At 69.2% G+C, this 23,914-nt stretch carries 18 protein-coding genes and 2 pseudogenes; 8 read left to right on the top strand and 12 right to left on the bottom strand.

Annotated elements, in window-relative coordinates:
- Positions 1-107: 107 nt before the first annotated feature.
- Positions 108-368, bottom strand: a complete 261-nt coding sequence (locus tag Prum_RS35655; RefSeq protein WP_178132692.1) for an ArsR/SmtB family transcription factor — start codon at positions 366-368, stop codon at positions 108-110.
- Positions 369-388: 20 nt separating this feature from the next.
- On the bottom strand, positions 389-973 hold the full coding sequence (locus Prum_RS35650; protein WP_173080798.1) for an NUDIX domain-containing protein: 585 nt from the start codon (positions 971-973) through the stop codon (positions 389-391).
- Between the two features lie 97 nt (positions 974-1,070).
- Between Prum_RS35650 and Prum_RS35645 the strand changes: the two genes are divergently transcribed.
- The gene (locus tag Prum_RS35645; RefSeq protein ID WP_173080796.1) at positions 1,071-1,583 is read left to right on the top strand and encodes a hypothetical protein; all 513 of its coding nucleotides are present in this window, start codon (positions 1,071-1,073) and stop codon (positions 1,581-1,583) included.
- Here the strand turns inward: Prum_RS35645 and Prum_RS35640 are convergent.
- The 7 genes from Prum_RS35640 to Prum_RS35610 all read right to left on the bottom strand — a co-directional run bounded on the left by Prum_RS35640 (position 1,576) and on the right by Prum_RS35610 (position 11,809).
- Positions 1,576-2,571: a phosphatidylinositol-specific phospholipase C gene (locus Prum_RS35640; RefSeq protein ID WP_246278312.1), complete on the bottom strand. Its 996-nt coding sequence runs from the start codon at positions 2,569-2,571 to the stop codon at positions 1,576-1,578. The genes Prum_RS35645 and Prum_RS35640 overlap by 8 nt on opposite strands.
- A gap of 476 nt (positions 2,572-3,047) precedes the next feature.
- The gene (locus Prum_RS35635) at positions 3,048-3,383 is read right to left on the bottom strand and encodes a hypothetical protein (protein ID WP_173080794.1); all 336 of its coding nucleotides are present in this window, start codon (positions 3,381-3,383) and stop codon (positions 3,048-3,050) included.
- 221 nt (positions 3,384-3,604) lie between these two features.
- On the bottom strand, positions 3,605-7,159 hold the full coding sequence (locus Prum_RS35630; RefSeq protein ID WP_173080792.1) for a LamG-like jellyroll fold domain-containing protein: 3,555 nt from the start codon (positions 7,157-7,159) through the stop codon (positions 3,605-3,607).
- Entirely contained in the window at positions 7,156-8,838 is a 1,683-nt protein-coding gene (locus tag Prum_RS35625) for an amylo-alpha-1,6-glucosidase (RefSeq protein WP_173080790.1), read from the bottom strand. The genes Prum_RS35630 and Prum_RS35625 overlap by 4 nt, the downstream gene beginning before the upstream one ends.
- A gap of 34 nt (positions 8,839-8,872) precedes the next feature.
- Positions 8,873-9,682: a carbohydrate ABC transporter permease gene (locus Prum_RS35620; RefSeq protein ID WP_173080788.1), complete on the bottom strand. Its 810-nt coding sequence runs from the start codon at positions 9,680-9,682 to the stop codon at positions 8,873-8,875.
- Positions 9,679-10,539 (bottom strand): carbohydrate ABC transporter permease, encoded by an 861-nt coding sequence (locus Prum_RS35615; RefSeq protein ID WP_218577502.1) that lies wholly within the window; start codon positions 10,537-10,539, stop codon positions 9,679-9,681. The genes Prum_RS35620 and Prum_RS35615 overlap by 4 nt, the downstream gene beginning before the upstream one ends.
- Before the next feature lie 13 nt (positions 10,540-10,552).
- Positions 10,553-11,809: a sugar ABC transporter substrate-binding protein gene (locus Prum_RS35610; protein WP_173080784.1), complete on the bottom strand. Its 1,257-nt coding sequence runs from the start codon at positions 11,807-11,809 to the stop codon at positions 10,553-10,555.
- Between the two features lie 180 nt (positions 11,810-11,989).
- Here Prum_RS35610 and Prum_RS55355 point away from each other — a divergent pair.
- The 5 genes and pseudogenes from Prum_RS55355 to Prum_RS35590 form a co-directional block, all read left to right on the top strand.
- A pseudogene (locus Prum_RS55355) lies at positions 11,990-12,127 on the top strand (LacI family DNA-binding transcriptional regulator); the annotation flags it as partial.
- 93 nt (positions 12,128-12,220) lie between these two features.
- Positions 12,221-13,009, top strand: a complete 789-nt coding sequence (locus Prum_RS35605; RefSeq protein WP_345535007.1) for a LacI family DNA-binding transcriptional regulator — start codon at positions 12,221-12,223, stop codon at positions 13,007-13,009.
- 71 nt (positions 13,010-13,080) lie between these two features.
- A pseudogene (locus Prum_RS35600) lies at positions 13,081-14,859 on the top strand (RICIN domain-containing protein); the annotation flags it as partial.
- A 100-nt stretch (positions 14,860-14,959) separates the two neighbouring features.
- Entirely contained in the window at positions 14,960-15,664 is a 705-nt protein-coding gene (locus Prum_RS35595; protein ID WP_173084506.1) for a lysophospholipid acyltransferase family protein, read from the top strand.
- A gap of 25 nt (positions 15,665-15,689) precedes the next feature.
- Positions 15,690-16,613, top strand: a complete 924-nt coding sequence (locus tag Prum_RS35590) for an acyl-ACP desaturase (RefSeq protein WP_173080780.1) — start codon at positions 15,690-15,692, stop codon at positions 16,611-16,613.
- Here the strand turns inward: Prum_RS35590 and Prum_RS35585 are convergent.
- From Prum_RS35585 to Prum_RS35575, 3 genes are all read right to left on the bottom strand, one after another.
- Positions 16,610-18,247 carry a GGDEF domain-containing protein gene (locus Prum_RS35585; RefSeq protein ID WP_173080778.1) on the bottom strand — a complete coding sequence of 546 codons (1,638 nt, stop codon included), beginning with the start codon at positions 18,245-18,247 and terminating at the stop codon, positions 16,610-16,612. The genes Prum_RS35590 and Prum_RS35585 overlap by 4 nt on opposite strands.
- A gap of 219 nt (positions 18,248-18,466) precedes the next feature.
- Positions 18,467-21,865 (bottom strand): beta-L-arabinofuranosidase domain-containing protein, encoded by a 3,399-nt coding sequence (locus Prum_RS35580; protein WP_173080776.1) that lies wholly within the window; start codon positions 21,863-21,865, stop codon positions 18,467-18,469.
- Positions 21,866-21,973: 108 nt separating this feature from the next.
- Entirely contained in the window at positions 21,974-22,357 is a 384-nt protein-coding gene (locus Prum_RS35575; protein ID WP_173080774.1) for a PPOX class F420-dependent oxidoreductase, read from the bottom strand.
- A gap of 125 nt (positions 22,358-22,482) precedes the next feature.
- Between Prum_RS35575 and Prum_RS52460 the strand changes: the two genes are divergently transcribed.
- Positions 22,483-23,319 carry a hypothetical protein gene (locus Prum_RS52460; protein WP_246278311.1) on the top strand — a complete coding sequence of 279 codons (837 nt, stop codon included), beginning with the start codon at positions 22,483-22,485 and terminating at the stop codon, positions 23,317-23,319.
- 27 nt (positions 23,320-23,346) lie between these two features.
- On the top strand, positions 23,347-23,913 hold the full coding sequence (locus Prum_RS35565; protein WP_173080772.1) for a TerD family protein: 567 nt from the start codon (positions 23,347-23,349) through the stop codon (positions 23,911-23,913).
- Position 23,914 lies beyond the last annotated feature (1 nt).

The raw sequence follows: 23,914 nt of genomic DNA, 5'->3' as shown, positions 1-23,914 counted from the left end.
CCTGCGAATGCGGCTACCGAAGGGTGCCGATGCCGGGCAGGAACCGGCCCACCCGGGCGGCGTACCCGGTGTAGGTCGTGCCGTGGACGCGGGACAGATAGGGCTCCTCAGCAGGCCCCGCTGCTGTCGACGGGGCACGCGGTCGTGGCGTCGATGGCCAGCGCCAGCTCGACCAAATCGGACAGTGCGTGGGCCAGCCGCTGGTCGGCCAGCTCGTACCGGGTCCGCCGACCCTGCCCCAGCGCGTCCGCGAGGTCGGCGGGGAACGCCGGCCCGTCACGCAACGCCAACAGCAGCCCGCACCGGGTCGGATCGGACAGGGCATGGCCGAAACGCGCCAGCACGCCCGCTCGCGAAGAGACCGTCAACACGACTCGACGATACAGCCTTAGCTGAATTCAGAAGAGCCTGGACTCCGCTCCAGCTTGTCGAGGAAGCGCAGCAAATGCGGGTCGAACCGGGACGGGTCCGCTGCCCGCAGCTCTGCCGGTGCCCACCAGCGCACCCGATGGAACTCTCCATGATCAGGGCTCAGCGCCTGTTCCCGCCGGCCGTCGAGCACGAACCACAGGCTCACGTCGGTATGCCCGGCATCCATGCCGACGGTTTCCGTGACCGTCAGGAACATCGGCCGCTGGTCAAGCTCCGGATCGGCGGCGGTCAGCCCGAGTTCCTCGTGAGCCTCACGCTGGGCGGTCCGCGCCGGATGCTCGTCTACCTCCACGTGCCCGCCGGGCGGCAGCCATAGACCGGCGTTGACGTGATCGACCAGCAGGATACTGCCGTCGGCGGCATCGACCGGCACCACGTACGACACCAAGTGCTGCGGCGGCACCGTGGGCTTGACCCGCCGGAAAACGTCGTCGGTGCGGCTCAGCCACCACAGAACCTGGGACCGATGCGCGGCCTCCGTCTCGTCAACGGGCTGTAGCTGCGAAACCAACTCATGCACGACCGCGACCGAGGAACGCATTCGATCATGATGCCAGCTGAAATCACCGCGACCCGGTCCGAGGCCGGGAGTCGGCTGCCCGACAGCGGCTCGGCCGCGCGTGGATGACACTGCCCAGATGTTCGATCCACACCGCGGCTTCCATGCCGCCTGGCCCGGTGGACCACCGGCGGAGGTGGTGTACGCCGCGAACCAGGCCGCCGCCCAGCGACAACAGCAGCCGTACCGTCCGGTGACCCATCTTTGCCGCACGTGCCGCGGTCACCAGGTCGCCAACGCCACGGACCTGTGCCCGTCCTGCGGGAAGGCGGAGGCCAGGCGCCATTCCGAGCCGTACCGGCAGGAGCTGTCCGCCGCCCTCTTCCGGGACGCCCGGACCGCCGCCGCGACGGCGTCCAGGGCGCGGGTGCCGCAGGACTTCACCGTCACCTGCTCCACCAAGACCCTGCTGCGGACCCGGCAGGAGACCGTCCTTTCCGGATGGCTGCTCCAGGACCGCAGCAGCGGCTGGCCGCCGGGCACCTCACCCCACACCAGCGGTACGACCTCGAGGCACTGGAGGCATACACCGCGGCGCTCGCCGCCTTTGTCGCCAACGTCCGGCGCTAAGGCGGCCCGGATCCTCAGTTGATTGAGATGATTTTGTTGATGAGGCCGCCGCCGGGGAAGTCGAGCATCAGCACACCGGTACGGCTCAGCGTGTTGTCGTTGAGGTAGTCCAGCACGTAGGGGTCGACCCCCTGCTCCCAGAGCGCCCCGCCGGCCACCCAATAGGGTGGGGCTCCCGCGCCCGCGCCGCTGGCGAAGTTGACGTACAACTTGGTCGGATCGCCGGCGTTCGTGGTCGCCAGGAAGTCGCTGACCGCCTCCCGCTTGGCCGGGATCGAGAAGACCGACGGCACGTTGTACTCGTCCTGGACGTAGGTCGACGAGCCGTCGTTCCACCCGGAGAACTGCGCCAGGCCGTAGTTGGAGAAGCGACCGCCGCGCGGCCCGTTCAGCACGGCCAGCACCACCTTGCCGCGGACCGCGCCGAGCGTGGGCACCGCCGCCGCGCTCGCCCGGGTCACCGACGGCGCCCAGAACAGGCCGGGACGCGCCGCCACGTACGCGTCGAAGATGTCCGGAAAGCTGTTCTGGCCCGAGGCGTCGACGCAGGAACCTGTCTCCCCAGTACATTCCTGCTTGAGCCGCATGATCACGGTCTCGCCAGGATGAGCCGCGAGGAAGGCGGCCAGCTTGTCCAGCACGTCATCGAAGTTCGCCACCTGGTAGGTCGCCCCGTGGTGGATCGTGAAGGTGTTTCCCTCGTTGACCCGTGCCCGGATGTCGATCATCCGGATCCCCGCGTTGAGCTGCGCCGTCAGCGTCGCGGCGCTGTCCCCGAAGTTCTCCTGGGCCTGCACGTAGTCACCGCCGTGGATGGCCAGCGTCTCGTGCGTACCCGGAATCGACAGCGCCGCCAGGCTCGCACCCGAGGCCAGGCCACCCATCCAGTCCGGGTTGCGCGCGGCGCTCAGCGTCCGATAGGACGCATCCGCGGCGAACGCCGGCTGCGGGACGACGATCAACGCAACGGCCAGGACACCGGCCCCAAGGACACCGAGAGCACGCTTCACGCCGCGAAAGATATCGATCAAAGCAGGGGAACGGAAGACCGCGGCGCGCAAGAAATGAAAAAGTCTCGCCTTATGGCTCGTCGGGATGGTTTCCCACCCGTAGGTACCGGTCAATGATGGCCTCGAGCTCGGCCGGGGTTGGCGTGGCCCGGGCGGTCAGCGGATGGCCGGCCGATGTGCAGCAACTCCGCGCCGTCCCCGCCCGGGTACCCATAGAGGATCGGCACCGCCGGAAGGTGGCAATGTGGACAGATCTGGCGGTCGGTGGACTCGGTCATCGTCATCCTCCCCTCCGCTCCGACCGTAGCGATCAAGGAGAATGCCGTCGATCAAGGGCATATGGTCGTGGATCGGAGATCAAACCACGGCCGTACGCCCTTGATCGACGCGAAAGCCCTTGATCGGCGGCCTGGCGGGGCCGGCGTCTCCCGCAGGCGCTCCACCACTGACCGGCCAGCGGACGGGTGACGGCGGTCCTACTGCACGTTGCGGATCACGTCGGCGGTCGCGGGCATGCGGTTCACGAGCTCCTTCAGCGCGTTCTCCACGGCGGTCGCCGCCTCCGTCTCGTCCCTGGCCGACACGACCTCCTGCAGCACCGTCGGGGTGTTGGCGATCGCGGACGCCTCGCTGGAAGCGGCCTCCTTGACGGCCTTCACGGCGTCGGCCGCCGCCTGCATCTTGATTTTGCCTTTGTCGCCGATGCCGATCTCCGCGGGCAACAGGTTGAAGATCCCCGCGTAGACCAGCGCGACTCCGACGATGAAGATCGCCGCCAGCCCAACCGAGTTGACATCCTTATCGGCGATCATCCCCAAATCGTCGCAACCGTCCCGCCGCCACCAGCAGGGCGCCCAGTGCGCCGATAACTATCCGACTCGCTCCGCTCATCGCGGCCTCCACGTCCAAAGGGGACAACACCCTCCACCGTAGACACCCCGACCACCCCATCAACCCGTCGATCTTGAAGTTGTCATGCCCAGATGCCCGATATGGCACCTGAAAACTTCAAGATCGACGGGATTTGGGGGCGCTAGCCGGCGTAGGGGGTGATGGCGATCTTGTCGATTAGCGGGGCGTAGCGGGAGCGCAAGGGCTCGGGGTAGCGGGTGCTGATGTACGTGGTGCCGTCGAAGTCGGGCTGCTCCTCGGACGAGAATCGGACGGTGTTGTGGCCGGCCTTGAGCTGGACCGGGATGGTCAGGTACCAGAAGTTGTTGGCGTGGAACGTATGCGGGAACAGGGTCCGCCGCGCCGCTCCCCCGTTGACGGAGATGTCGGCGGGGCGGGCGAGGGGGTCGGGGTTGTAGTGGGAGGCGGGCGACTGCTCCGGGTTGGCGTAGCGGACGGTCAGGGCGTACGTGCCGGCGGCCGGGGCCTGGACGTCGAAGGTGAGCGTGTTGGCGTTGCCCGGTTCGCCGCCGACGCCGGTGACCGCCGTGCCGCTGACCGTGGCGGAGCCGGCCAGGGTGGCGGATTCCGCCTCGTACCATGTGGTGCGCAGCGTGCCCGAGGTGGCCGCGACCCGGATCCGGTCCAGGTAGAGGTTGCCGGAGTCGCCGGTCACGGTCACCTTGTTGATGCCGCCGGACAGAAACACCTTCGCCTCGGTCGACTTCTTGACGTCGGTGACCCGCTGGCCGTTCACGGTCAGGGTCGCGCGGCCACTGCCGCCGCCGGTGTCGATGTGGACGGTGTGCTCGCGGTCGCTGGCGGCGTACACCCAGAAGGTGGCGGACTGCCGGGCGGCGAGGTTGACGCGACCGGCGCCGGACACGCCGCGGCGGCTGTAGTCGACGCGGGCGCCGCTGAGCGTGGCGTACTCGGCCTCGTAGATGGCTTGGGCGGCGGCGGGGTTGGGCAGCGCGAGGGTGATGCGGTCGACGATCGCGTCGCCCTTGGTGGTCTTCGTGCCGTCCAGGCTCCGCGCGGCCAGGCTGATCACGTGGTCGCCCTTGGTGAGCGCGACCGTGGTGTCGGAGTGGTCCCACACCACCCACTTGTAGCCCAGCGGCAGGTGCAGTTCCTGTTCCGCTCCCCCGTCGACGCGCAGGAAGACGTTGGTCGGGCCCTGTTCGGCGACGGCGCCAAAAGTGTTGAGGGAGTTGGCGAACACGCTCAGGTCGTACACGCCGGTCTGCGGCACCGAGACGGGGAAGTCCAGCGTCAGGCCGGAGCCGGTGCGCAGGCCGCCGACGTTGTAGGTGCCGGAGGTGTAGAACTTGGACACATTGGAGGGTGTGCCTTCGGGGCCGTTGCGGTAGTAGGGGGAGCCGCTGTGCGCGGCGTCCTCGGCCTCGTAGCTGGCGCTAAAGAGCGTCGGGGGCACAGCCTGCGAGGTGGCGTTGCGGCCCGGGGTCAGGATTATCTGGTACGCCGAGGACTCCTTCAGCTTGGGCAGGACGCTCCCGAAGTCCACGGTCACGGTGCCGCCGGATACCCGCTGGTCGAACTCCGCGACGACCTCCGGCTGGGGTGAGTCGCCGATCTGCCCGGTCCACGGGATCTCCTGGACGATGGCGTGCGCGGTGGCACCGAACATGCCGGCGTTCTGGAAGGTGACCAGTCCGTCGCCGGACGCGCCGCCGAACAGGGCCCGCGCCTGGTTCTTGGAGGCGTCCACTGTGGCCACGCCCTGCATGGTGTAGCTGACATTGGGGAACTGCGGGGTCACCGTGACCGTGTGGCCGCTCATCTGGGCGTACGCGTGCAGCAGCCACCACTGCCCGTTGCCCCGGTTGGCCTGGACGGCGGAGTCGCTGAGGTTGCCGTCGATGTTCCAGTACGCGATGTCGGCGTCCACCTTGGACTCCTCGATAGCCGACACCCACTGGATCATCTGGCCGGGCACCGAGGTGTGGTAGTTGAAGGCGTACTCGTTGATGTTGATGGGCAGGTGCCGGCCGCCGAGCACCTCGTCCTCCCAGGCGCGGTACCTGGCGACGCTGGTGCGGATCCGGGCCGGATCGCTCAGCTCGTGCCAGGTCATCACCTCGGGCACGGTGCCCGCCGCGACCGTGTGGGCGAGGAACCCGCGCACCTGGTCGTAGAGGACGCTGGTGTTCGGGCCGGCGATCCGGGCGTCCGGCATCTTCGCCTTGATCAGGGCGTACACCTCGTCCCAGGCGGCGAAGTAGTACTGCGGGTCGGAGAGCCAGCTGACCCGGTTGTAGCTCCACTCGCCGGTGCCGAACATGTTGCCTTCCGGCTCGTTGAACGGCACGAAGACGATGTTGTCCTGGTACCGCGGCTCCAACGTCAGCACCTGGTCGACCTGCTTGACGATCTTGGCCTTGAAGTCGTCCAACCGTGCCTGCGGGGTGTCGCCCGGCCACTGGTACGGAAAGCCGCGGTAGATGTCGGTCATGTAGATGTACACGTCGCCGTCGGTGCTGTCGGCCAGCGGCTTGACCACCTCCAGGGCGTCGGCACCGGGGTGCTGCGGGCCGTCCTGCGCCTTGGTGGAGACGGTACGAAGCCGCATGCCCTCGATGAGGTTGCGTGACGGTACGCCCTCGCCGTAGAGGCCGTACAGCGTGCCGGAGGCGCCGCCGTGGAAGTCCCCGGTGTTCGTGCCCAGGTCGATCGTCAGGTCGCCCAGGCCGACCACGCGGACGTTCGCCGTCACCGTGATGTCCGTGCCGGTGACCACCCCGGTGACGGTGAACGTGCCGCGGCGGGCGTACGAGGCGGGGTCGACCGCGTTCCAGGCGACCGGGGTCTCGCGGTCGATGCCGTCCGAGTACGCCGCGGTCACCGAAGGCAGGCTCGGCGCGGTGCCGACGTTGGTGGCGACGTCCACCGTGGTCTGCTCGACCGTGGTCAGCGTCGCGAGGTGGTCTCCGGCGAGCCCGGCCACCTGCGCGTCGGTGAACGCGGTGTCGTAGACCCGGAAGTCGTCCAGCGCGCCGGCCAGGAACGGGTGCCCGCCCCAGAACGGCTTGCCCAGGAACCCGGAGGTGGTGTTGGTCGCCGAGTGCATGGTGGCGCCGAGGTTAAGGGTGGCGGTGGTGCTGCCGATCTTCGCGCCGTTGATGTAGTAGCTGATGCTCTGCCCGTCGATGGTGGTGACGAGGTTGACCCACTGGTCGGTGGGCAGCTTCTGGGTGGCGTCGACACCGACCTCCGACCCGCCGTTGACCGGTTTGATGGACGAGCGGGTCTTGCTCACCCCGCTGTAGGACGGGGTGATGAAGGTGGCGGTGTTGAGGTCCTTGCCGATGCAGTAGACCCATTGGAAGTCCGCACCGCCGGCCCACTTGACCCAGGTGGAGATCGTGGTGGCGGTGCGGCCGGCGAAGAGCCCGTTGGGGATCGACACGTACGGCGCGGTGCTGGAGCCGGCGGCGCCGCCGGGCAGCTGCAGTGCCTGCGAGCCGTCCGCGCCGGTGGTTGAGGTCGCGGCGCCCGGGTTGACGAGCGTGCCGTTCAGGCCCGAGCCGGACCGGTCGGTGACCACGCCGCCGGACAGGTCGCCCTCGAAGTCGTAGTGCAGCACGAGCCCGTCGGTGTCCGCTGCCATCGCCGGGACCGGTAGTCCGATTAGGACCACGGCGGCGAGCGCGGCGGCGGCTAACTTCCTTGTCATGTCGAGGATCCCCTCAGTTCGTAGGCGGCGGCGAGGATGAGGTAGCTGCTGGCGGTCCAGGTGTAGGCGCGGTCACGCAGGCCGGTGCCGGTTTCGGCGTCGAAGTTCTCGGCGAAGCCGGACTTCTCGCACAGGGCACGGAACCGGTGACTGATCTCGTCGGCGAGGTCGGTGTGGCCGGCGCGGCGCAGGCCGTCCTCGATGAGCACAGTGGAGGGAGCCCAGATCGGGCCGCGCCAGTACCCGTCGGCGGTGTAGTGCGGCGAGTCGACCGGTTCGGTGGCCAGGCCGTGGGCGGTCAGGTGGGTTTCGATGCGCCGGGCGAGCGCCGCGCTGACGTCCGCGGGCAGGTCGGCGCCCAGGATGATGGGCATGAGGTCGAGCAGGCTGGTGCTCGCCTGTGGTTGGCCGGTTTCCGCACTACGGGCGGTGAACCGCTCGCCGTTCCACAGTTGGTCGAGCATCGCGGCCTGGATCCGGTCGGCGGTCACTGCCCAACTGGTGGTGGGCATCCCAAGCTCGCCCGCCAGGTCGGCCAGGCAGCGCAGTTGGAGGACGAGGAAGGCGGCCAGGTCCGCGGTCTCGACGACGCGGTCGCCGTCGAAGGTGGTGGCGTTGTCCCAGCCGCTGTCGTTGCCGTGCTGGTAGTGCGGCAGGTCGTGGCCGGGCGCCCGCCGGGCGGCGAGCCAGAAGTCCGTCCACCGCGCCAACCGGTCGTACGTCCTGGTCAGCTCGGCACGATCCAGTGTGGACAACTGCCGGCGCAGCCTGCCCAGCGCCCACCCGTGGATGGGCGGCTTGACGTAGTTGTAGAGAACCTCCGAGTGGGTAACCGAGTCCGGCAATGCGCCGGTCGGATCCTGGTGGTCGAACGGGAGCTGAAACTGGTCCCACGCCAGCTCCGGCTGACCGGCGGCGAGCGCGAGGGCATTGAAACAGTGGTCCCAGCTCCAGACCTTGTCCATCCAGTGCTTGGACATCAGCACAGCGGGTCGGGTGAGGAAGCCGGCCGGGGCGACGGTGGCCGACCACAACACGTACGCGGCGAGCTCGGCGGCGGGCGTTTGCGGGCCGCGCCACGGGGCCACCGCGTCGACGAACGCGGTGAACGCGGCCGCCGCGGCGCGGACGAGGTCGTCGAAGAGGGCGGTGGAGGCGTACGGCCGGCGGGCGGCCTCGTACTCCTCGATGGCGATCTCCCACGGCTGCCCGGCCGGCAGCGTGACGCCTCGGTCGGCGGCGCCGAGGGCCTGCACGCCGTCGGATCCGGCCAGCTCGCCGTGCAGCACGGTGAGGCGGTAGCGGCGGCCGGTCTCGTAGGAGGTGAACACGTGGGAGCCGTCGACCGGGTCGCGGTAGAGGTAGGTGCCGCTGAACGGGGTCAGGGTGGCCGCGGCCGCGGCGATCCGCATTCCGAGCCCGTCGCCGCGTACCCGGATGGTGTCCGGGCCCTCGTAGGCCAGCTCGACCCGGCCGGTCTCGTGCTGCCAGGTCAGCAGGGCCGGCGTCGCGACGACGGTGGCGTCCAGATGGGACGGTGTGAAACGGAGTACGGGGTGCAGGCCGGTCTGGTGCGAGACCAGATGCAGGTCGTCGGCGTACGTCTTCTCGGCTACCACCGGGGAAATGTTGAGCCAGGATCCGCGGTAGCTGAACGGGATGTCCTGGATGGAGAACATAGGTGGTAGCTCCCAGTTGTTGGATGGCACAGGCTCAGTCCTTGATGGCGCCGGCCGTCACGCCGGCCGCGACGTACCGTTGGGCGATGATCAGCAGGATGGTGGCCGGGATGGAGGCGACCACGGCGGTGGCCATGATGGCGTTCCACTGCTGGTTGTTGTTTCCGATGTACTGGTAGATGCCGAGCGTGATCGGCCGGTGGTCTCCACCACCATCCAGAGTGGACGCGAAGATGAAGTCCGACCACGCCCACAGAAATGCGAACAGCGAAACGGTGACGATCGAGTTGCGGCTGACCGGCAGCACCACCGACCAGAACGTGCGCAGCCGGCCGGCCCCGTCGACGACGGCTGCCTGCATCAGCTCCTCCGGTATCCCGGACATGAAGGCCGTGAAGATCAGTACGCCGAACGGCACCGCGATCGTCGAGTCGGCCAGGATCAGGCCGGGGATCGAGTTGAGCACGCCGATGTTGAGGTAGATGGCGTAGAAGCCCATCGCCATGATGATCCCGGGGATCATCTGCGCGATCAGCAGCACGAAGCTGAGCGCGCCGCCGCCGGCCGGCCGCAGCTTGGCCAGCGCGTACCCGGCCGGCGCCGCCAGCGCCACGGTCAGCGCCACCGTGCCGAGCCCGACGAGCAGGCTGGTGCCGAGGTACGGCAACTGCTGGTCCAGCACCGCCCGGTACCCCTCAAGCGTCCCGTCGACGGGGAACAGGTGCGGCGGGTCGGCCCGCATGTCCTGGTCGCGGGTGAACGACACGTTGATCATCCAGTAGACCGGAAAGAGCATGACCGCCGTCAACACCAGCCCGATGGCCGTCTTGGTCGCGCGCCTCATAGCTGTTGCCTTCGCTGGATGCGGATGTAGATCAGTCCGAAGATCAGGGCCAGCACGATCAGCAGGTTGCCGACGGCCGCGCCGGGCCCGAACGCGGGCAGCAGGTTGCCGAACCCGAGCCGGTACGACCACGTGGCGAACGTCGTGGAGGAGTCGGTCGGGCCGCCCCTGGTCATGATCCAGATGATGTCGAAGACCTTCAGCGTGTAGATCAGGCCGAGCAGTAGCGTGATCGCCGACACCGGGCGCAGCAGCGGAAACGTGACCCGCCAGAACCGTTGCCACCCCGTCGCGCCGTCCAGCGACGCCGCCTCGTACAGGGTCGCGGGGATCGCCTGCAGGCCGCTGTAGAGCACCACCAGGTTGAACGGGATGCCGATCCAGACGTTCGCGATGATCACGGAGACCAGCGACCAGTCCGGTGAGGTTAGCCAGTTGACCGGGCCGACCCCGACGGCGCCGAGTGCGGCGTTGACCACGCCGGCGTCGCTGTTGAGCATCCACGACCAGGTGGACGCCGACACGATCAAAGGCAGCAGCCACGGTACGAGGAACAGCGCCCGCAGCGTGCGGGACAGCGGGAAGTGTTGGTAGAAGAAGACCGCGAGCGCCATGCCGATGCTGAATTGGAAGGCCAGCGACGCGACGGTGAAGACCACGGTGTGCAGCAGCGCCGGGGCGAAGGTCGGGTCGGACAGGATCTTCCGGTAGTTGTCCAGCCCGGCGAACGGCGCTCCACCTTGGACGAACGAGCGGACCGTGTACTCGCGCAGGCTCAGCTCGATATTGCGATAGAGGGGGTAGGCGTAGAACGCCAGCAGGTAAAGCGTTACCGGCGCGAGAAACGCCCACCCCACCCAATCGCGCGTCTTACTTTGTCGCACTTGCGGCCGTGGTCTGTGCGGCGGACAGTGCTTCCTGGGGCGACTTCGCGCCGCTGAGCGCGGCCTGCATCGCGGTCCACAGTGGTTCGGAGATCTTCGGATACTTGGTGCCCAGGTTGTCGCCGGTGCGACCCTTGGCGGCCTGCACCGCGTCGACCCAGACCTTGAGCTTGGCGTCGGCGGCGACCTGCTTGTCCTGCACGGCCGCGACGGGTGCGATGTACGACAGCGTGGTGTCGGTGGTGAGCAGGTTGTCCGGGCTGGTCAGGCAGGCCACCAGCTTTTGCGACGTGGCGTACCGGCCGGTGTCGCTCTGCACCGGGATCGAGACGAACTCACCACCGGTCGGCGCCGGCGCCGTGCCGCCCGAGCTTGCCGGGACCGGGATGATCCCGTACTCGAAGTCGAGCTTTTCGGCATTGCCCAGCTGCCACGTGCCGTTCTCGCTGAACGCGTAGTCGCCGCTGGCGAACTCCTGCCAGCTCGTGGTCTGGGTGTTGTTGATGACCGAGTTCGGTGCGTACCCCTGCTTCAGCCAGTCGGTCCACAGGGTCAGCGCGGAGACCGCCTGCGCCGAGTCCAGCGCGGTCAGCTGCGCGCCGGAGCCCCAGAACCAGGGCAGGAACTGGAAGCTGCCCTCTTCGGTGCCGATCGCGGAGAAGGTGATGCCCTTCTTCCCCGCCCCCTTCACCTTGGCCAGCGCCGTGGTCAGCGACGGCCAGTCCTTCACCTGTGCGATGTCCACGCCCGCCTTGGTCAGCAGGTCCTTGTTGTAGTAGAGGGCCAGGGTGTTCGCCCCGATCGGGACGCCGTACGTCTTGCCGCCGCTCTGTCCGGCGCCGAGCAGGTTCGGCTCCATGGCCGACGTGTCGAGCTTGTTCTCCTCGGTGGTGGTGAGCGCGCCCGCCTCGGCGAGCGTCGAGATCACCGGGTTGTCGATGATCAGTACGTCGGGCGAGTTGTCCTGCTGCGCGGCCAGCAGTGCCTTGTTGGTCAGGTCGGAGGTGTCGTAGCCGGTCCGCTCGACGGTCACGCCGGCCGAGGTGCCACAGCTCCCCAGCAGCTTCACCCAGGCGGAGTCGTCGTTGAACTGCGGATACGGGTCCCAGATGGCGTACGTGCCGCCGCCTTCCGAGGAGCCGTCGTCGGAGGACGAGGACGAGCAGGCGGTCGCGACGCCAGCGAATGCGACGGCGACGAGCGCGGCACCCACGGCGCGCCACCTGCGGGCGGGGGTCTTCATATCGATACTCCTAAAAGTAGCGAATCGGTTCGCGGAATCGGTTCGACAGAAGATAGGCCCGCAGTCCGCTGGCGGTCAAGAGCGAGTTCACACCCTTGACATCATCTCGAAACGGCTTCTACGCTCCCCAGCGAACCGATTCGCCATCCTGGACCACTGCTCTAAGCTGCTCTTCGTGAGGAGGGCGAGATGAACATCGGCGAGATCGCCCGCAGGGCCGGGGTGTCCCGCAGCACCGTCTCGTACGCGCTCAGCGGCAAGCGGGTCGTTTCCGAAGAGACCCGCCAGCGGATCCAGGCCGTCATCGACGAGCTGGACTACCGCCCCAACGCCGCGGCCCGTGCCCTGAAGGAGGGCCGCACCCGCACCCTCGGCCTGGTCATCCCGCCGGCCAGCCTGCGCCTCACCGACATGCAACTCGGCTTCGTCGCCAGCGTGGTCGAGGCCGCCGCCCGCGTCGACCTCGACGTGCTGCTGTCCCCTTCCGGCGGCGACCACGACCGCTCCTTCGAACGGATCGTCAGCGGCCGGCGGGTCGACGGCGTCATCCTGATGGAGATCCGCCTGGAGGACGAGCGCGTCACCCGGCTACAGCAGACCGGGCTGCCGTTCGTCACCATCGGGCACACCGCCCACCCGCACGGCACCTGCTGGGTCGACGTCGACTACGCCACCCTGATCGCCCGGTGCGTACACCACCTCGCCGACCTCGGCCACCGCCACATCGCCCTGATCAACCGCTCCGCCGAACTGGTCGCCGCCGGCTACGGACCGGCACAGCGCGCCCTGACCGGGTTCACCGAGGCCATCGCCCAGCGCGGCCTGACCGGCGTCGACCTGTGCTGTGCCGACGACGCCCCCGGCGGCGAAGCCTGCCTCGAACGCCTGCGCGACGAACACCCCGACGTCACCGCCATCGCCACCATCAACGAGGCCGCGCTGCCCGGCATCCAGCGCGCCCTAGAACGCGCCGGAGTCGTCGTACCCCGGGACATGTCCATCGCCGGCGTGGCCGCCCGGCACTGGGCCGAGGACTTCCGCCCGCCACTGACCGCCGCCGATGTGCCGACCGAGATGGGCAACCACGCCGTCGACCTGCTCCTGGAACGCATCGCCACCCCCGACGCACCGCCCCGGCACCTGCTGCTCACCCCGCCGATCTCCCTTCGCGCCAGCACCGGACCCTCCCCCACCCGGTAATCCCCCTTCCGGATACGCACGGGACGAGCCCCACGCTCGCCCCGCGATCTTTCCTGCCCCAAGGAGTCCTCATGAAGAGACGGCTCAGCGCACTCGCCATCGGCGTACTCGCCGGTGCATCCCTCCTCACCGGTGCCGCGCCCGCGCAGGCCGCGGACGAGTCCATCACCGTCAACTTCTCCGTGGCCGGCAACTCACCGTCGTACCGCGCGTCCGGCTGGATCTACGGCATGACCGAGAACGCGTCCGGGCCGGCCGACCACTTCTACCGCGACGTCAAGTTCCGCTACATGCGCGCCGGCGGCGCCCAGCTCGACCAGCCCGGCGGCTGGGTCTCCGGGCGCTACGACCGCCGGTGGAACTCGACCCTCGCCCAGGCCCGCCGCACCATCGCGCTCGGCGGGCAGTTCGTCATCCTCCCGCACGACCTGTGGGGCGCCGACGGGTACCCGATCTCCCGCTTCCCCGGCGACAACGGCAACTGGACCGACTACGACAACTTCCTCACCCGGCTGATCAACGACGTACGCGCCGCGGGGATCACCGTGCAGTGGGACATCTGGAACGAGCCGAACCTGGGTCTGTTCTGGAACCGCTCGCAGGCGCAGTACTTCGAGCTGTGGCGCCGCACGTACCAACGCCTGCGCGCCGAGTTTCCCAGCCAGCTGATCGTCGGGCCGAGCTGCGCCTGCGTGCCGTCGACGGGCGGATGGTGGGTCCAGTACCTCGACTTCATCCGCGCCAACAACGTGGTACCGGACATCATCAGCTGGCACAGCCTGCCCGGCGACCCGGTCGCCAACGTCAGCACCGCCAACACCACCCTCAACGCGCGCGGCATCCCGCACCCGCGCCCGTACCAGATCAACGAGTACGGCTCGTCGAGCGAACAGAACCCCGGCGACGGCTCCTGGTACATCGCGCGGCTGGAACGGGCCGGCGCCGACGGGCTGCGTGCCAACTGGGCCAGCACCGCGAACCTGCACAACGACCTCGGCAACCTTCTCGTACGCAACTCCGCCGGCCAGCACCTGCCCAAGGGCGAGTGGTGGGTGTACCGCTTCTACGGCTCGCAGACCGGCCTCATCTCGTCCGTCACCCCGAGTCCCGCGTACGACGCCTTCGCCACCAAGGCGACCGGCGTCGCCAAAATCCTCGTCGGGGGCGGCGGCACGACCGGAAACATCGCCGTCAACCTGCAACGCCTGGACACCACCAGCGGCATCGTCCAGAACAACCAGGTCCGCGTCGTCGCCCAACGCATCCCGTACAACGGCGGCGCCGCCGTACAAGGCCCCATCACCATCGCCAACTCGGTCGTGACGCTGTCCGGCAACGCCACCACCGTCAACCTGCCACACAGCAACGCCGACGACACATTCACCATCACGCTCCTGCCTCCGTCCGACGGCGGCTTCCAGTCGGTGGCTGTCGCGCAGCATTCCCAGCAATGCCTGGACAACACCAATCTGGGTACGGCCAACGGCAACCAGCAGCAGCAGTACTACTGCGAAGGCGGCGACCAGCAGCTGTGGAACTTCCGCCCGGTCGCCGGCGTCGCGGACACGTACACGGTCGTGAACCAGCAGAGCGGCAAGTGCCTGGACGTCAATGGGGTGTCCACTGCGGACGGTGCCGCGGTGCAGCAGTGGACCTGCGGCGGTGGCACCAACCAGCAGTTCACGCTCCGGAAGGTGACCTACGGCGCCAATGACGCCCACGACTACCAGCTCGTCGCCCGGCACAGCGGCAAGTGCGTCGACGTGAGCACGATCTCGACCACGGCCGGCGCGCCGATCCACCAATGGACGTGCATCCCGGCCAGCCAAGGCAGCCCACTCAACCAGACCTGGCGCCTCTGGGCCGCTGACCGACCGCCAACCCCGGCAGCACGGCGCTGGGCCGCCGCCACCCGGCAGCGCCCCAGCGCCGTTCGCGTACCGTTGCGCCATGTCCGACCTCGTGTACCCGCCGGTCATCGGCCTGGCCAAGGCCCTGTTCCGCGCGCTCGACTTGCGCATCACGGTGATCGGCGCCGAGCACCTCCCGCGTACCGGTGGCGCGGTGCTGGCCAGCAACCACGTCAGCTACCTCGACTTCATCTTCTGCGGGCTGGCCGCCCAGCCGTCTCGGCGGCTGGTCCGGTTCATGGCGAAGCAGTCGGTCTTCAAGCACCGGATCGGCGGGCCGCTGATGCGTGGCATGCATCACATCCCGGTCGACCGCGACGCGGGTCTCGCCTCGTACAAGGCGGCCCTGGCGGCGCTCAAGGACGGCGAGGTGGTCGGCGTCTTCCCGGAGGCGACGATCAGCCAGTCGTTCACCGTCAAGGAGATCAAGACCGGGGCGACCCGGATGGCCGCCGCGGCCAACGTGCCCCTGGTGCCGATGGCCGTCTGGGGCACGCAACGGATGTGGACCAAGGGGCACCCGCGCGCGCTGACCCGGCGGCACACGCCGATCTCGATCGTGGTGGGCGAGCCGATGCGACCGGGCCGCCGCGACGACCAGGCCGGGACCGCGCTGCGGGCGCGGATGCAGGAGCTACTGGACCAGGCTCAGCGCGATTATCCGGACAAACCCGCCGACTCGGCGGACAACTGGTGGTTGCCGGCCCACCTCGGTGGCGGTGCCCCGCCCCGGAAGCTACGGTGACGTAACCGTAGCTTCAGGAGGTCACGTGTCGCCCACCCCCGCCGTCGATCTGTTGCGTGATCTGGAGCCGGTGGTCGAGGACAACCTCAACCGCCACCTGGCCATAGCCAGGGAGTGGTTCCCGCATGAGTACGTGCCGTGGAACGAGGGCACCAACTTCGACGGCGTACTCGGTGGCAAGGCATGGGAGCCCGACCAGTCGCGGTTGTCCGCGGTCGCGCGGACCTCGCTGATCGTGAACCTCCTGACCGAGGACAACCTGCCCAGCTACCACTACGAGATCGCGACCCGGTTCGGCCGCGACGGCGCCTGGGGCACCTGGGTGCACCGATGGACGGCCGAGGAGGGCCGGCACGGCATCGCGATCCGCGACTACCTGCTCACCACCCGGGCGGTCGACCCGGTGGAGCTGGAGCGGGCCCGGATGGCGCACATGGGCGCCGGATTCGACAGCGAGTACAGCAGCGTGCTCGGCTCGATCGCGTACGTCTCGTTCCAGGAACTCGCGACCCGCGTGGCGCACCGCAACACCGGCCGGATCAGCGGCGACCCGATCTGCGACCAGTTGCTCGGCCGAATCGCCCAGGACGAGAACCTGCACATGCTCTTCTACCGCAACCTGCTCAGCGCCGCGTTCGACCTGGCGCCGGACCTGGCCATGCGGGCGGTGTGCGACGTGGTCTCGACGTTCCAGATGCCCGGACACACCATCGAGAACTTCGGCCGCAAGTCCGTGCAGATCGCCATGGCCGGCATCTACGACCTGCGGATCCACCACGACGAGGTGGTCATGCCGGTCCTGCGGCAGCTGCGCGTGTTCGAGCGCGACGGGTTCTCCGCCGAAGGCGAGCAGGCCCGCGAGGAGTTGTCCGCCTTCCTCGCCGGACTGGACCGAAACGCCAACCGGTTCGTCGAGCGGCGGGAAGCGGTGCGCGCCCGGGCGGCCTAACCGCCTCGGCGGGCGTACGGGTCGCCCAGATGCGGCGATCGCGGAGCGGGCGTGTCGCCGGCGACGCGGTTGCGACCGGCCCGCTTGGCCTCGTACAGATGCTCGTCGGCGCGGCGCAGCAGGGTCGACATGGTGTCGCCGGGGACCGCCACGGCCACCCCGACGCTCGCCGTGACCGGCAGTGCCACGTCCTGGTCGGCCCACGGGTGGTTGGCGATCATCCGGCGGAGCCGCTCGCAGGCCGCCAGCGTGGCCCGCTCGTCGGAGTCCAGGAACACGGCCAGGAACTCCTCCCCGCCCAGCCGGGCGGCGAACACCGCCGGCCCGGTGTCCTGGTCCAGGATGCGGGCCACGGTGCGCAGCACGGCATCCCCGGCGCTGTGCGAGTACTTGTCGTTGATCTGCTTGAAGTGATCCAGGTCGATCAGGCCGATGCTCACCGGCTCGGCCCGGCCGCCGGCCGCGCGCAGCAGCTCGGGCAGCCGCCGCTCCAGGTGCCGGCGGTTCCACAGCCCGGTCAGCGGATCCCGCTCGGACAGCTCCTGGTAGCGCAGGCTGTCGCGGCGCAGGGCCTCGATCTCGAACAGCGTCTTCATCACCGACGCGGCGGCCTCGCCCTGCTCGGTACGCACCTTCTCCCACTCGGCTTGGAAGCGCACCATGTTGCGGTACGCGGTGCGATAGTCGCCCATCGCGGCGCGGACGGCGGCAAGCTCCCGCATGGCCTCGGCGGCGATCTCGGGCAGCGGTTGGCTGCTGCCCATCCGCCGGGCCTCCTCGGCCGCCTCCAGCGCCGCCGGCAGCTCACCGGCGCGCCGCTTGATCTCGGCGTAGGTCAGCAGATTGGTGGCCATCGCGTTGGCGTCGGTCAGCTGCGCCTGGCCCGACAGCACCCGCTCCACCAGGCGCTCGGCCTCGTCGGCGTCGCCCAGTTCCAGCAGCACGCTGGCGACCGTGTCCAGCACGGACGCATTGAGCTCCAGGTCGGCACTGGCGGCCACCGCACGCAGCTCGGCCACCGCCTGCGCCGCCCCCGCGATGTCTCCGGCCTCGTACCGGGCGTAGGCCAGGTTGTTCAGGTTGGCCACGATCATGATGGGTTCGCCGAGCCGGCGGGCCAGCTCGTCGGCCCGGTCGAACAGGGCCGTGGTCACGTGGCTGGTCGGCATGCAGCTGGTCAGCATGGCCAGGATCAGGGCGTGGTCGGCCTGGATCTGCAGCGGGGCGCTCGGGTCGAGCAGCCGCACCGCCGCCTCGGCGTGCCGCACCGACTCGGCCCAGGCGCCCAGCCGGTGCAGCCCGGTGGCCAGCAGGGCATGCGCCCGCGCGGTAACCAGATCGTCGCCGACCTCGGCCGCCCAGCGCAGCACCTCATGCGTGATCTTGACGCCGGTCACGATGTCCCGGGACCGGTTGAGCACGTTAACCTCGGACAACCGGGCCAGGGCGTGAATGCGGGCGAACCCGTGGTCCGCCGCCAGCCGGGCCAGCCGCTCGACCCGCTCCGGCAGCCCGACCAGCCGGTCGTACGGGATGGTGATCAGGGCCAGCGCCTCGGCGAAAAGTTCGGCCTCCAGCCGCCCGGTGTCCGTCCCGGCCCACTGGTCGCCGCGGGCGGCGCCAAGGTCCTCCACCCCACGAGGCGCTCCTCCTCGTCCGGCCGCGCGTTCGATCGCGCGGCCGCGCGCCGGCTCTACCGCTCGCCGACACGCCGGAGGATCCTACCGCCGCCGATCGTCACCAAGGGCCATCTTGGCACCCCGGACAGCGCACCCTCACCAAGCTCGTACCTATTACCACCCCGTTGTCCGATTCCATCGATCAAGGGATTTCTCCGCGATCAAGGGCGGGGGTTAGGGCGCGGGGCAGGTGCAGTCGGTGTAGGGGGTTTCTTGCTGGGTGGTTACGGGGACGCCGTCGACCGTGGCGGTGGCCTTGATGGTGACGGTGCCGGCCGGGACGGTGGCCTTGCGGGTGTTGAACGACTGGTAGGCGGCCTTGCCCGGGGCGACGGCGGGCACCGTCCGCGAGCCGTACGGCGTGATCAGCTCGATGGTCAGCGGCACCTCGTCGGCGTTGCGCGCGTTGACCGACAGGTACGCGTTGGCGCCGATGCACTGCGTGCGAGCCTGGACCTCGACGTTCCACGCGGGCTCCGGCGCGAGCTCCCGGTCCGCGCGGGCGGCGTCCGCGACGACGCGGTCCTTCTCCGCCGCCGCGAAGACGCCCGCCGCGACGAACGCCTCGGCGGTCCGGGTGACAGCCGAGACGAACGCGCCGTGGTTGGCGAAGGGCGCCTGATCCCAGACCAGGTCGAGGAACGTCGGGCCGTCGGTGCCGGGCGACGGGATGCCCGACACGGGTACGTCGTAGTGCGGCAGGCCGTCGTTGCGCTTGCGATTCGGCACGCCGGTGTCGATGGAGCCGAACACGATCGTCGGCTCGACCCGGCGGACGTACGACGAGACGGGTTGCGTGTCGCTGATGTAGTACGGCCGCAGGGTGAACCCGTTCGTCGTGAAGTACGGGTCGCCGGCCGCCGTGGTGCTCTCGTGCGTGATCGCCGCGCGGGCGTAGTCACCGTCTCGCTTGAGGTGGCGGTAGAGGGTCAGCTCGCGGAAGGCGCCGCCGCCCGGGTTTCCCAGGGTTTGCAGGAGCACCGGGCCCCAGAGGATCGCCTGGGTGTCGGGGCGGTCCAGCGCCCGTTCGATCCGGATGCTGAACGGCATCCGGATCTCGATCGTGTCGCCCGGTTGCCAGGTGCGGCTCACCGTCAGGTAGCTGCCCGGCTGGGCGTCGACGCTCTGCGCCACGCCGTTGACCGTGACGAAGAAGCCCCTCTCCACCCAGCCCGGCACCCGCAGCTTGATGTCGAGCGGGCCGGTGCCGTCGATGGTCAGCCTGGTCCGGTCCTCCCGCGGATAGGTCGTCTGCTGGGTGACGGTGAAGCCCTTCTCGGCCCAGGTCAGCGTCGAGGGCGCGTACAGGTTGACCCACAGCGCCGTACCGTCGGCGGACCTGAGGTAGATGGTCTCCTGGTACTTGGTGTGGTTTTCCAGGCCCGTGCCGCCGCAGCAGGTGCCGGTGTTGCCGTACGTGCGGGCGGCCCCTGGCGTCAGCGGCTGGAAGTAGGTGAGTTGCGGGTCGCTCGTGGTCGCGGTGTCGGCCCGCGACCCGGTGATCATGTTGAGCAGGCCCCGCTCGTAGTAGTCCATGTACGCCGCGTCGTGCTCGTGCAGGAACAGGTTGCGAGCCAGCTTGATGAGGTTGTAGGTCGTGCAGGTCTCCGCGCCGGCCTGCGCGATCGCGTTCGCGATGTTGCCCCGGTTCTGAAAAAGCTCGACGTTGTTGTTCGAGCCTGGGTAGTTGCCGCCCGCCCCGCCGCTGGCGAACATCCGATGTGGAACGACCATGCCGTAGAAGTTCTTGGCGGCCGTGAAGTACTCCTCGTCGCCGGTGTGCTCGAAGACGCGCAGGTAGCCGATGAACTGCGGCACGTGCGTGTTGGCGTGCAGGCGTTCCGGGCGGCGCCGGCCGGGCCTGTTCTGCGGCGTGACCACGAGGATGTCCCGGTTCTCGACGCAGGCGCCGAACAGCGACTCCCGGTTGTCGAACGCCTTCGCGGTCTCCAGGTGCTTGGCGTCGCCGGTGAGCGCGTAGATTTCCGGGAACACCTCGTTCGCGCCGCCGAACTCGCCGCCGATGTAGAGGTCCCACATGTAGTTCAGGTTGTCGCGGGTGATGGGGCCGGTGTAGTCGGGGTGGTTCTTGTCCCCCACGGTCAGCGCGAGGTGGGCCCAGTCCGCCATCTTGACGACGATGTCGCGGGCCTGCGCATTGCCGGTGTGGTAGTAGGCGTCGAGCAGGCCGCGCATGATCTTGTGCTGGGTGTACCACGGCGCCCAGGTGTTGGTGTCCGCGTTGCCGCCGTAGACGGCCCAGCGCGGCGGGCCGAGCCGAAGCACCGCGTCCTCCGGGATCGCGCCGAGGTAGCCGGGATGGGTCGGCACCCAGTCGCTGGCCCCGCCCTGCTGGGCCGCCACGATGCCGCCGTCCCGGCCGTTGGACGAGGCGTCCCGCAGCGTGGTGCCACCGTCCTCGTCGAACCGGTACCAGGCGATGCTCCCGCCGGCCGTGCCGCCGGCCGGCGAGTCCAACATGGACAGCAGCTCCGGCTGGCTCAGCGCCCGGTCGAAGATGTGGAACTCGTCGACGGTCGCGTCCAGGAACGGGTCGCCGTACTGCGACCGCCCGATCCACCGGTTGCCGGGGTTGCCCAGGCTGGACGGGTTGAGCGTCATGCTCGTGTTCGTGCCGACCGGCTGGCCGTTGACGTACAGCGTGCCGGTGGTCTGCGACAGCGTGACGGCCAGATGTACCCACTCGTTCGTCGGCAGCGCGGTTGTGCCGTTGATCCGCTGCTCCTGCCCGGATCCGCCGACCGTGATGGCGAACCGGGGCACGTTGCCGGTCACGCCGGCGCGTGGGGTCAGGAACATGTTGACCGTGGTGTTCTGGCCGAAGTCGAACAGCCGGGTCCAGCTCTGCGTGGAACCGAGGTTCACCCAGGCCGCGATGGTGAAGTCGGTGAGCTGGTTGATCGCCTCCTGGGGCAGCGTCACGTACTGCGCCAGGCTCGGCCCGTTCAGGCGCAGGGCGTTGCCGTACCGGCCCGGGACCCGGTCGATCTCCGGCTCCGGCGGGTCCTCGCCGCCCGGCCCGCCGGTGCCGATCCGGGCGGTGATCGCGGCCTGGCACGCGGCCAGCTCGGTGACCATCCGGTCGAGCTTGTCCTTGAAGACGGCCTCGCCCTGGTCGGCGTACGCCTGCGCGAGCGCCGTCAGGTAGTGGCCCGCCCAGTGGCCGCTGAGCAGCCCGCCGTCTTCCCAGCCGCCCGGCACCGAGACGCCCGCCGGGTTCGGCCGGCCGGCCTGGTTGTTGAACAGGACCAGGAAGCGGCGCTCGTCGTACAGGCGCAGGAAGTTCTTCATGCGGTCGCGCTTTTCCTGCAGCAGGCCGGTGCCCAGCCGCACCTCATGTAGCGAGAACGGCCGGACCGGCGCGGTGCCGCCGGGACCGGGATCGGCGGCGAGCCCGACCGCGGGCGGGCCGACCACGGCTGGACCGGTGGCGGGCGCAGCCTCGGCGGCGATCGCGCTGAAGACGGTGGTGCCGGCGACCGCGCCCGCGCCGAGCGCGGATGCCTGAAGGAGTTGGCGCCGGTTGAACTTAACCTCGTCGAATTCGGCCACTGAGCCTCACCCCGTCCGAAATCCTTTTCGGGGATGATGTCAGCGTGTTACAGCCGTGTCAACGACACATTTGCCGAAAACCTTTCGGCGCCGCTCCGGCGGGGCCTGTCAGTCGGTGAGCGTGATGCGTACGCCCACGGTGCCGTCGCGACCGCGTCGTATCCGGCTGCCGAGCATGCTGATCCGGCCCACGAGGCCATATTTGCGGGCGATGAGCTTGCGGACGCGGTCGGCGTCGGCGACCGAGCCGGTCAGGGTGGCGTGGCCGGCCACCGCGTCGCCGTGGGGGTTGCCACGAAAGTCGCACGCCGCGACGGTGACCGTGCCGTCGCGCCGGATGCGTTTGATCTTGCCCGATTCGGCGACCGTCCACACCATCAGGGCGTCCTCGTCGCGGACGGCCCAGACCGGTGTGGCCACCGCCCGGCCGTCGCGGCGAAACGTGGTCAGCAGCACGTAGCTCTCGCCAGCCAGGCGGTCCAAGGCGCTCATCGTCGAAGGCTACGCCAGCCGACCGGGAGCCGGCGAGCCGTGTGTGAAGGCGACGTGGCCGTGTTTGCGGATGAACGACCACGCCGCCGGCCATGACCTTACGCCGGACTGTAGGGTGGCCTCCCGTGGCGGTCCACATTGACGTTGAGGCGTTTCGTGATTCGACCCCCGCTGCCGTCGACGAGGCCGCCACCCGGCTTCGAAACGACGGCGGCGTCGGCGAGCTGGAACCGGCGGGCGGCGGTGTCCAGGCGGTGATCCATGACCAGGGCGGCGTCTACCAGCCGTGGGTGGGCATCGTCGACCGGGCCTTCACCGGCGTCTGCGACTGCCCACATACCGGCGACGACCTGTGCGTACACGCCGTCGCGGTCGCGTTGACCGCGTTCGCCGAGGGCGTCACCTTCTCCGGCGCCGCCGCGCCGCCCGGCGCCGACCCGACCGACCCGGAGCAGGCCAGCTATCTGCAAGCGGTACGCCGGCTCGCGCCCCGGCAGCTGGCCGCGCTGGTCGTGGAGCACGCGCTGCGGGATCGGCTCTTCGCCGCCCACCTGCTGGGCGAGGCCGGCATGCTCGACACCGCCGACACCTCGCACCTGTCCGACTTCCGCGCCGCCATCGTGGACGCGTCGAACGCCACGACCGGCGAATGGGAGATCCACGACGTGGAGGCCGCCGGCCACCATCTGGTCGCCGAGGTCGAAATCCTATGCGCGCACCCGGCCACGCCAGCCGCACTCGACCTGATCGAGGAGGCCATCGTCGTCTGGGACGACCTGGCCGGCCACCTCATCGACGCCTACCACGTCCGCCGCGTCGACCCGGAACAGATCAGCGAACCGCTCGTCGACGCCCACCGCGACCTGTGCGAACGCCTCGACCTCGACCCGGACCAGGTCGCCGACCGGCTCACCCGCCTCGCCAACCAATGCCACCACGACACCGTCGCAAGCTCACCCTGATTTGCATAGGTTCGTCATCGTGGGGCGATGGTGATTGCGCTGAGCCCCGGGCAGACGATGTCGTTGACGGGCAGGGGTGGCCGGCCGACCCGGGTTCGGATGGGCCTGGGGTGGAGTTCAAGGCGACGGTTCGGCCTGGGACCGGGCCGCGTCGATCTGGACGCGTCGGCGTTGCTGTACTCGGCCGGCGGCAGCCTGGTCGACCAGGTGTGGTTCGGCCAGCTGGCCAGCAAGGACGGCTCGGTGCGGCACACCGGCGACAACACCACCGGTAGAGGCCAGGGCGACCTCGAGTCGATCCGCGTCGACCTGTCCGCGCTCCCCGCAGAGGTCACGACGCTCGTGTTCACCGTCAACTCGTACACCGGCCAGAAGTTCTCCCGGATCGACGACGCCTCCTGCCGCCTGGTCGACGAGACGTACGGCGAGGAGGAGCTCGGATCCTTCAACCTCAACGCCTCCGGCCAGCACACCGCCCTGATCATGGCCAAGCTTTCCCGCGCCGAACAGGGATGGACGATGACGGCCATCGGGAGCACGGCCGGTGGACAGACCTATCAGAACCTACTCACGGTCGTGGCCGACCACCTCTGAA

Source organism: Phytohabitans rumicis (genome assembly GCF_011764445.1).
GTDB classification, from domain to species: domain Bacteria; phylum Actinomycetota; class Actinomycetes; order Mycobacteriales; family Micromonosporaceae; genus Phytohabitans; species Phytohabitans rumicis.
This window is presented reverse-complemented; position numbering and strand designations above follow the sequence as displayed.

Bases quoted from the DNA above. Each gene is read 5' to 3' on its own strand.
- Prum_RS35630 (WP_173080792.1), bottom strand. From the start codon at position 7,159: ATGACAAGGAAGTTAGCCGCCGCCGCGCTCGCCGCCGTGGTCCTAATC.
- Prum_RS35610 (WP_173080784.1), bottom strand. From the start codon at position 11,809: ATGAAGACCCCCGCCCGCAGGTGGCGCGCCGTGGGTGCCGCGCTCGTC.
- Prum_RS35595 (WP_173084506.1), top strand. From the start codon at position 14,960: ATGTCCGACCTCGTGTACCCGCCGGTCATCGGCCTGGCCAAGGCCCTG.
- Prum_RS35635 (WP_173080794.1), bottom strand. From the start codon at position 3,383: ATGATCGCCGATAAGGATGTCAACTCGGTTGGGCTGGCGGCGATCTTC.
- Prum_RS35575 (WP_173080774.1), bottom strand. From the start codon at position 22,357: ATGAGCGCCTTGGACCGCCTGGCTGGCGAGAGCTACGTGCTGCTGACC.
- Prum_RS35605 (WP_345535007.1), top strand. From the start codon at position 12,221: ATGCAACTCGGCTTCGTCGCCAGCGTGGTCGAGGCCGCCGCCCGCGTC.
- Prum_RS35650 (WP_173080798.1), bottom strand. From the start codon at position 973: ATGCGTTCCTCGGTCGCGGTCGTGCATGAGTTGGTTTCGCAGCTACAG.
- Prum_RS35645 (WP_173080796.1), top strand. From the start codon at position 1,071: ATGTTCGATCCACACCGCGGCTTCCATGCCGCCTGGCCCGGTGGACCA.
- Prum_RS35625 (WP_173080790.1), bottom strand. From the start codon at position 8,838: ATGTTCTCCATCCAGGACATCCCGTTCAGCTACCGCGGATCCTGGCTC.
- Prum_RS35565 (WP_173080772.1), top strand. From the start codon at position 23,347: ATGGTGATTGCGCTGAGCCCCGGGCAGACGATGTCGTTGACGGGCAGG.
- Prum_RS35620 (WP_173080788.1), bottom strand. From the start codon at position 9,682: ATGAGGCGCGCGACCAAGACGGCCATCGGGCTGGTGTTGACGGCGGTC.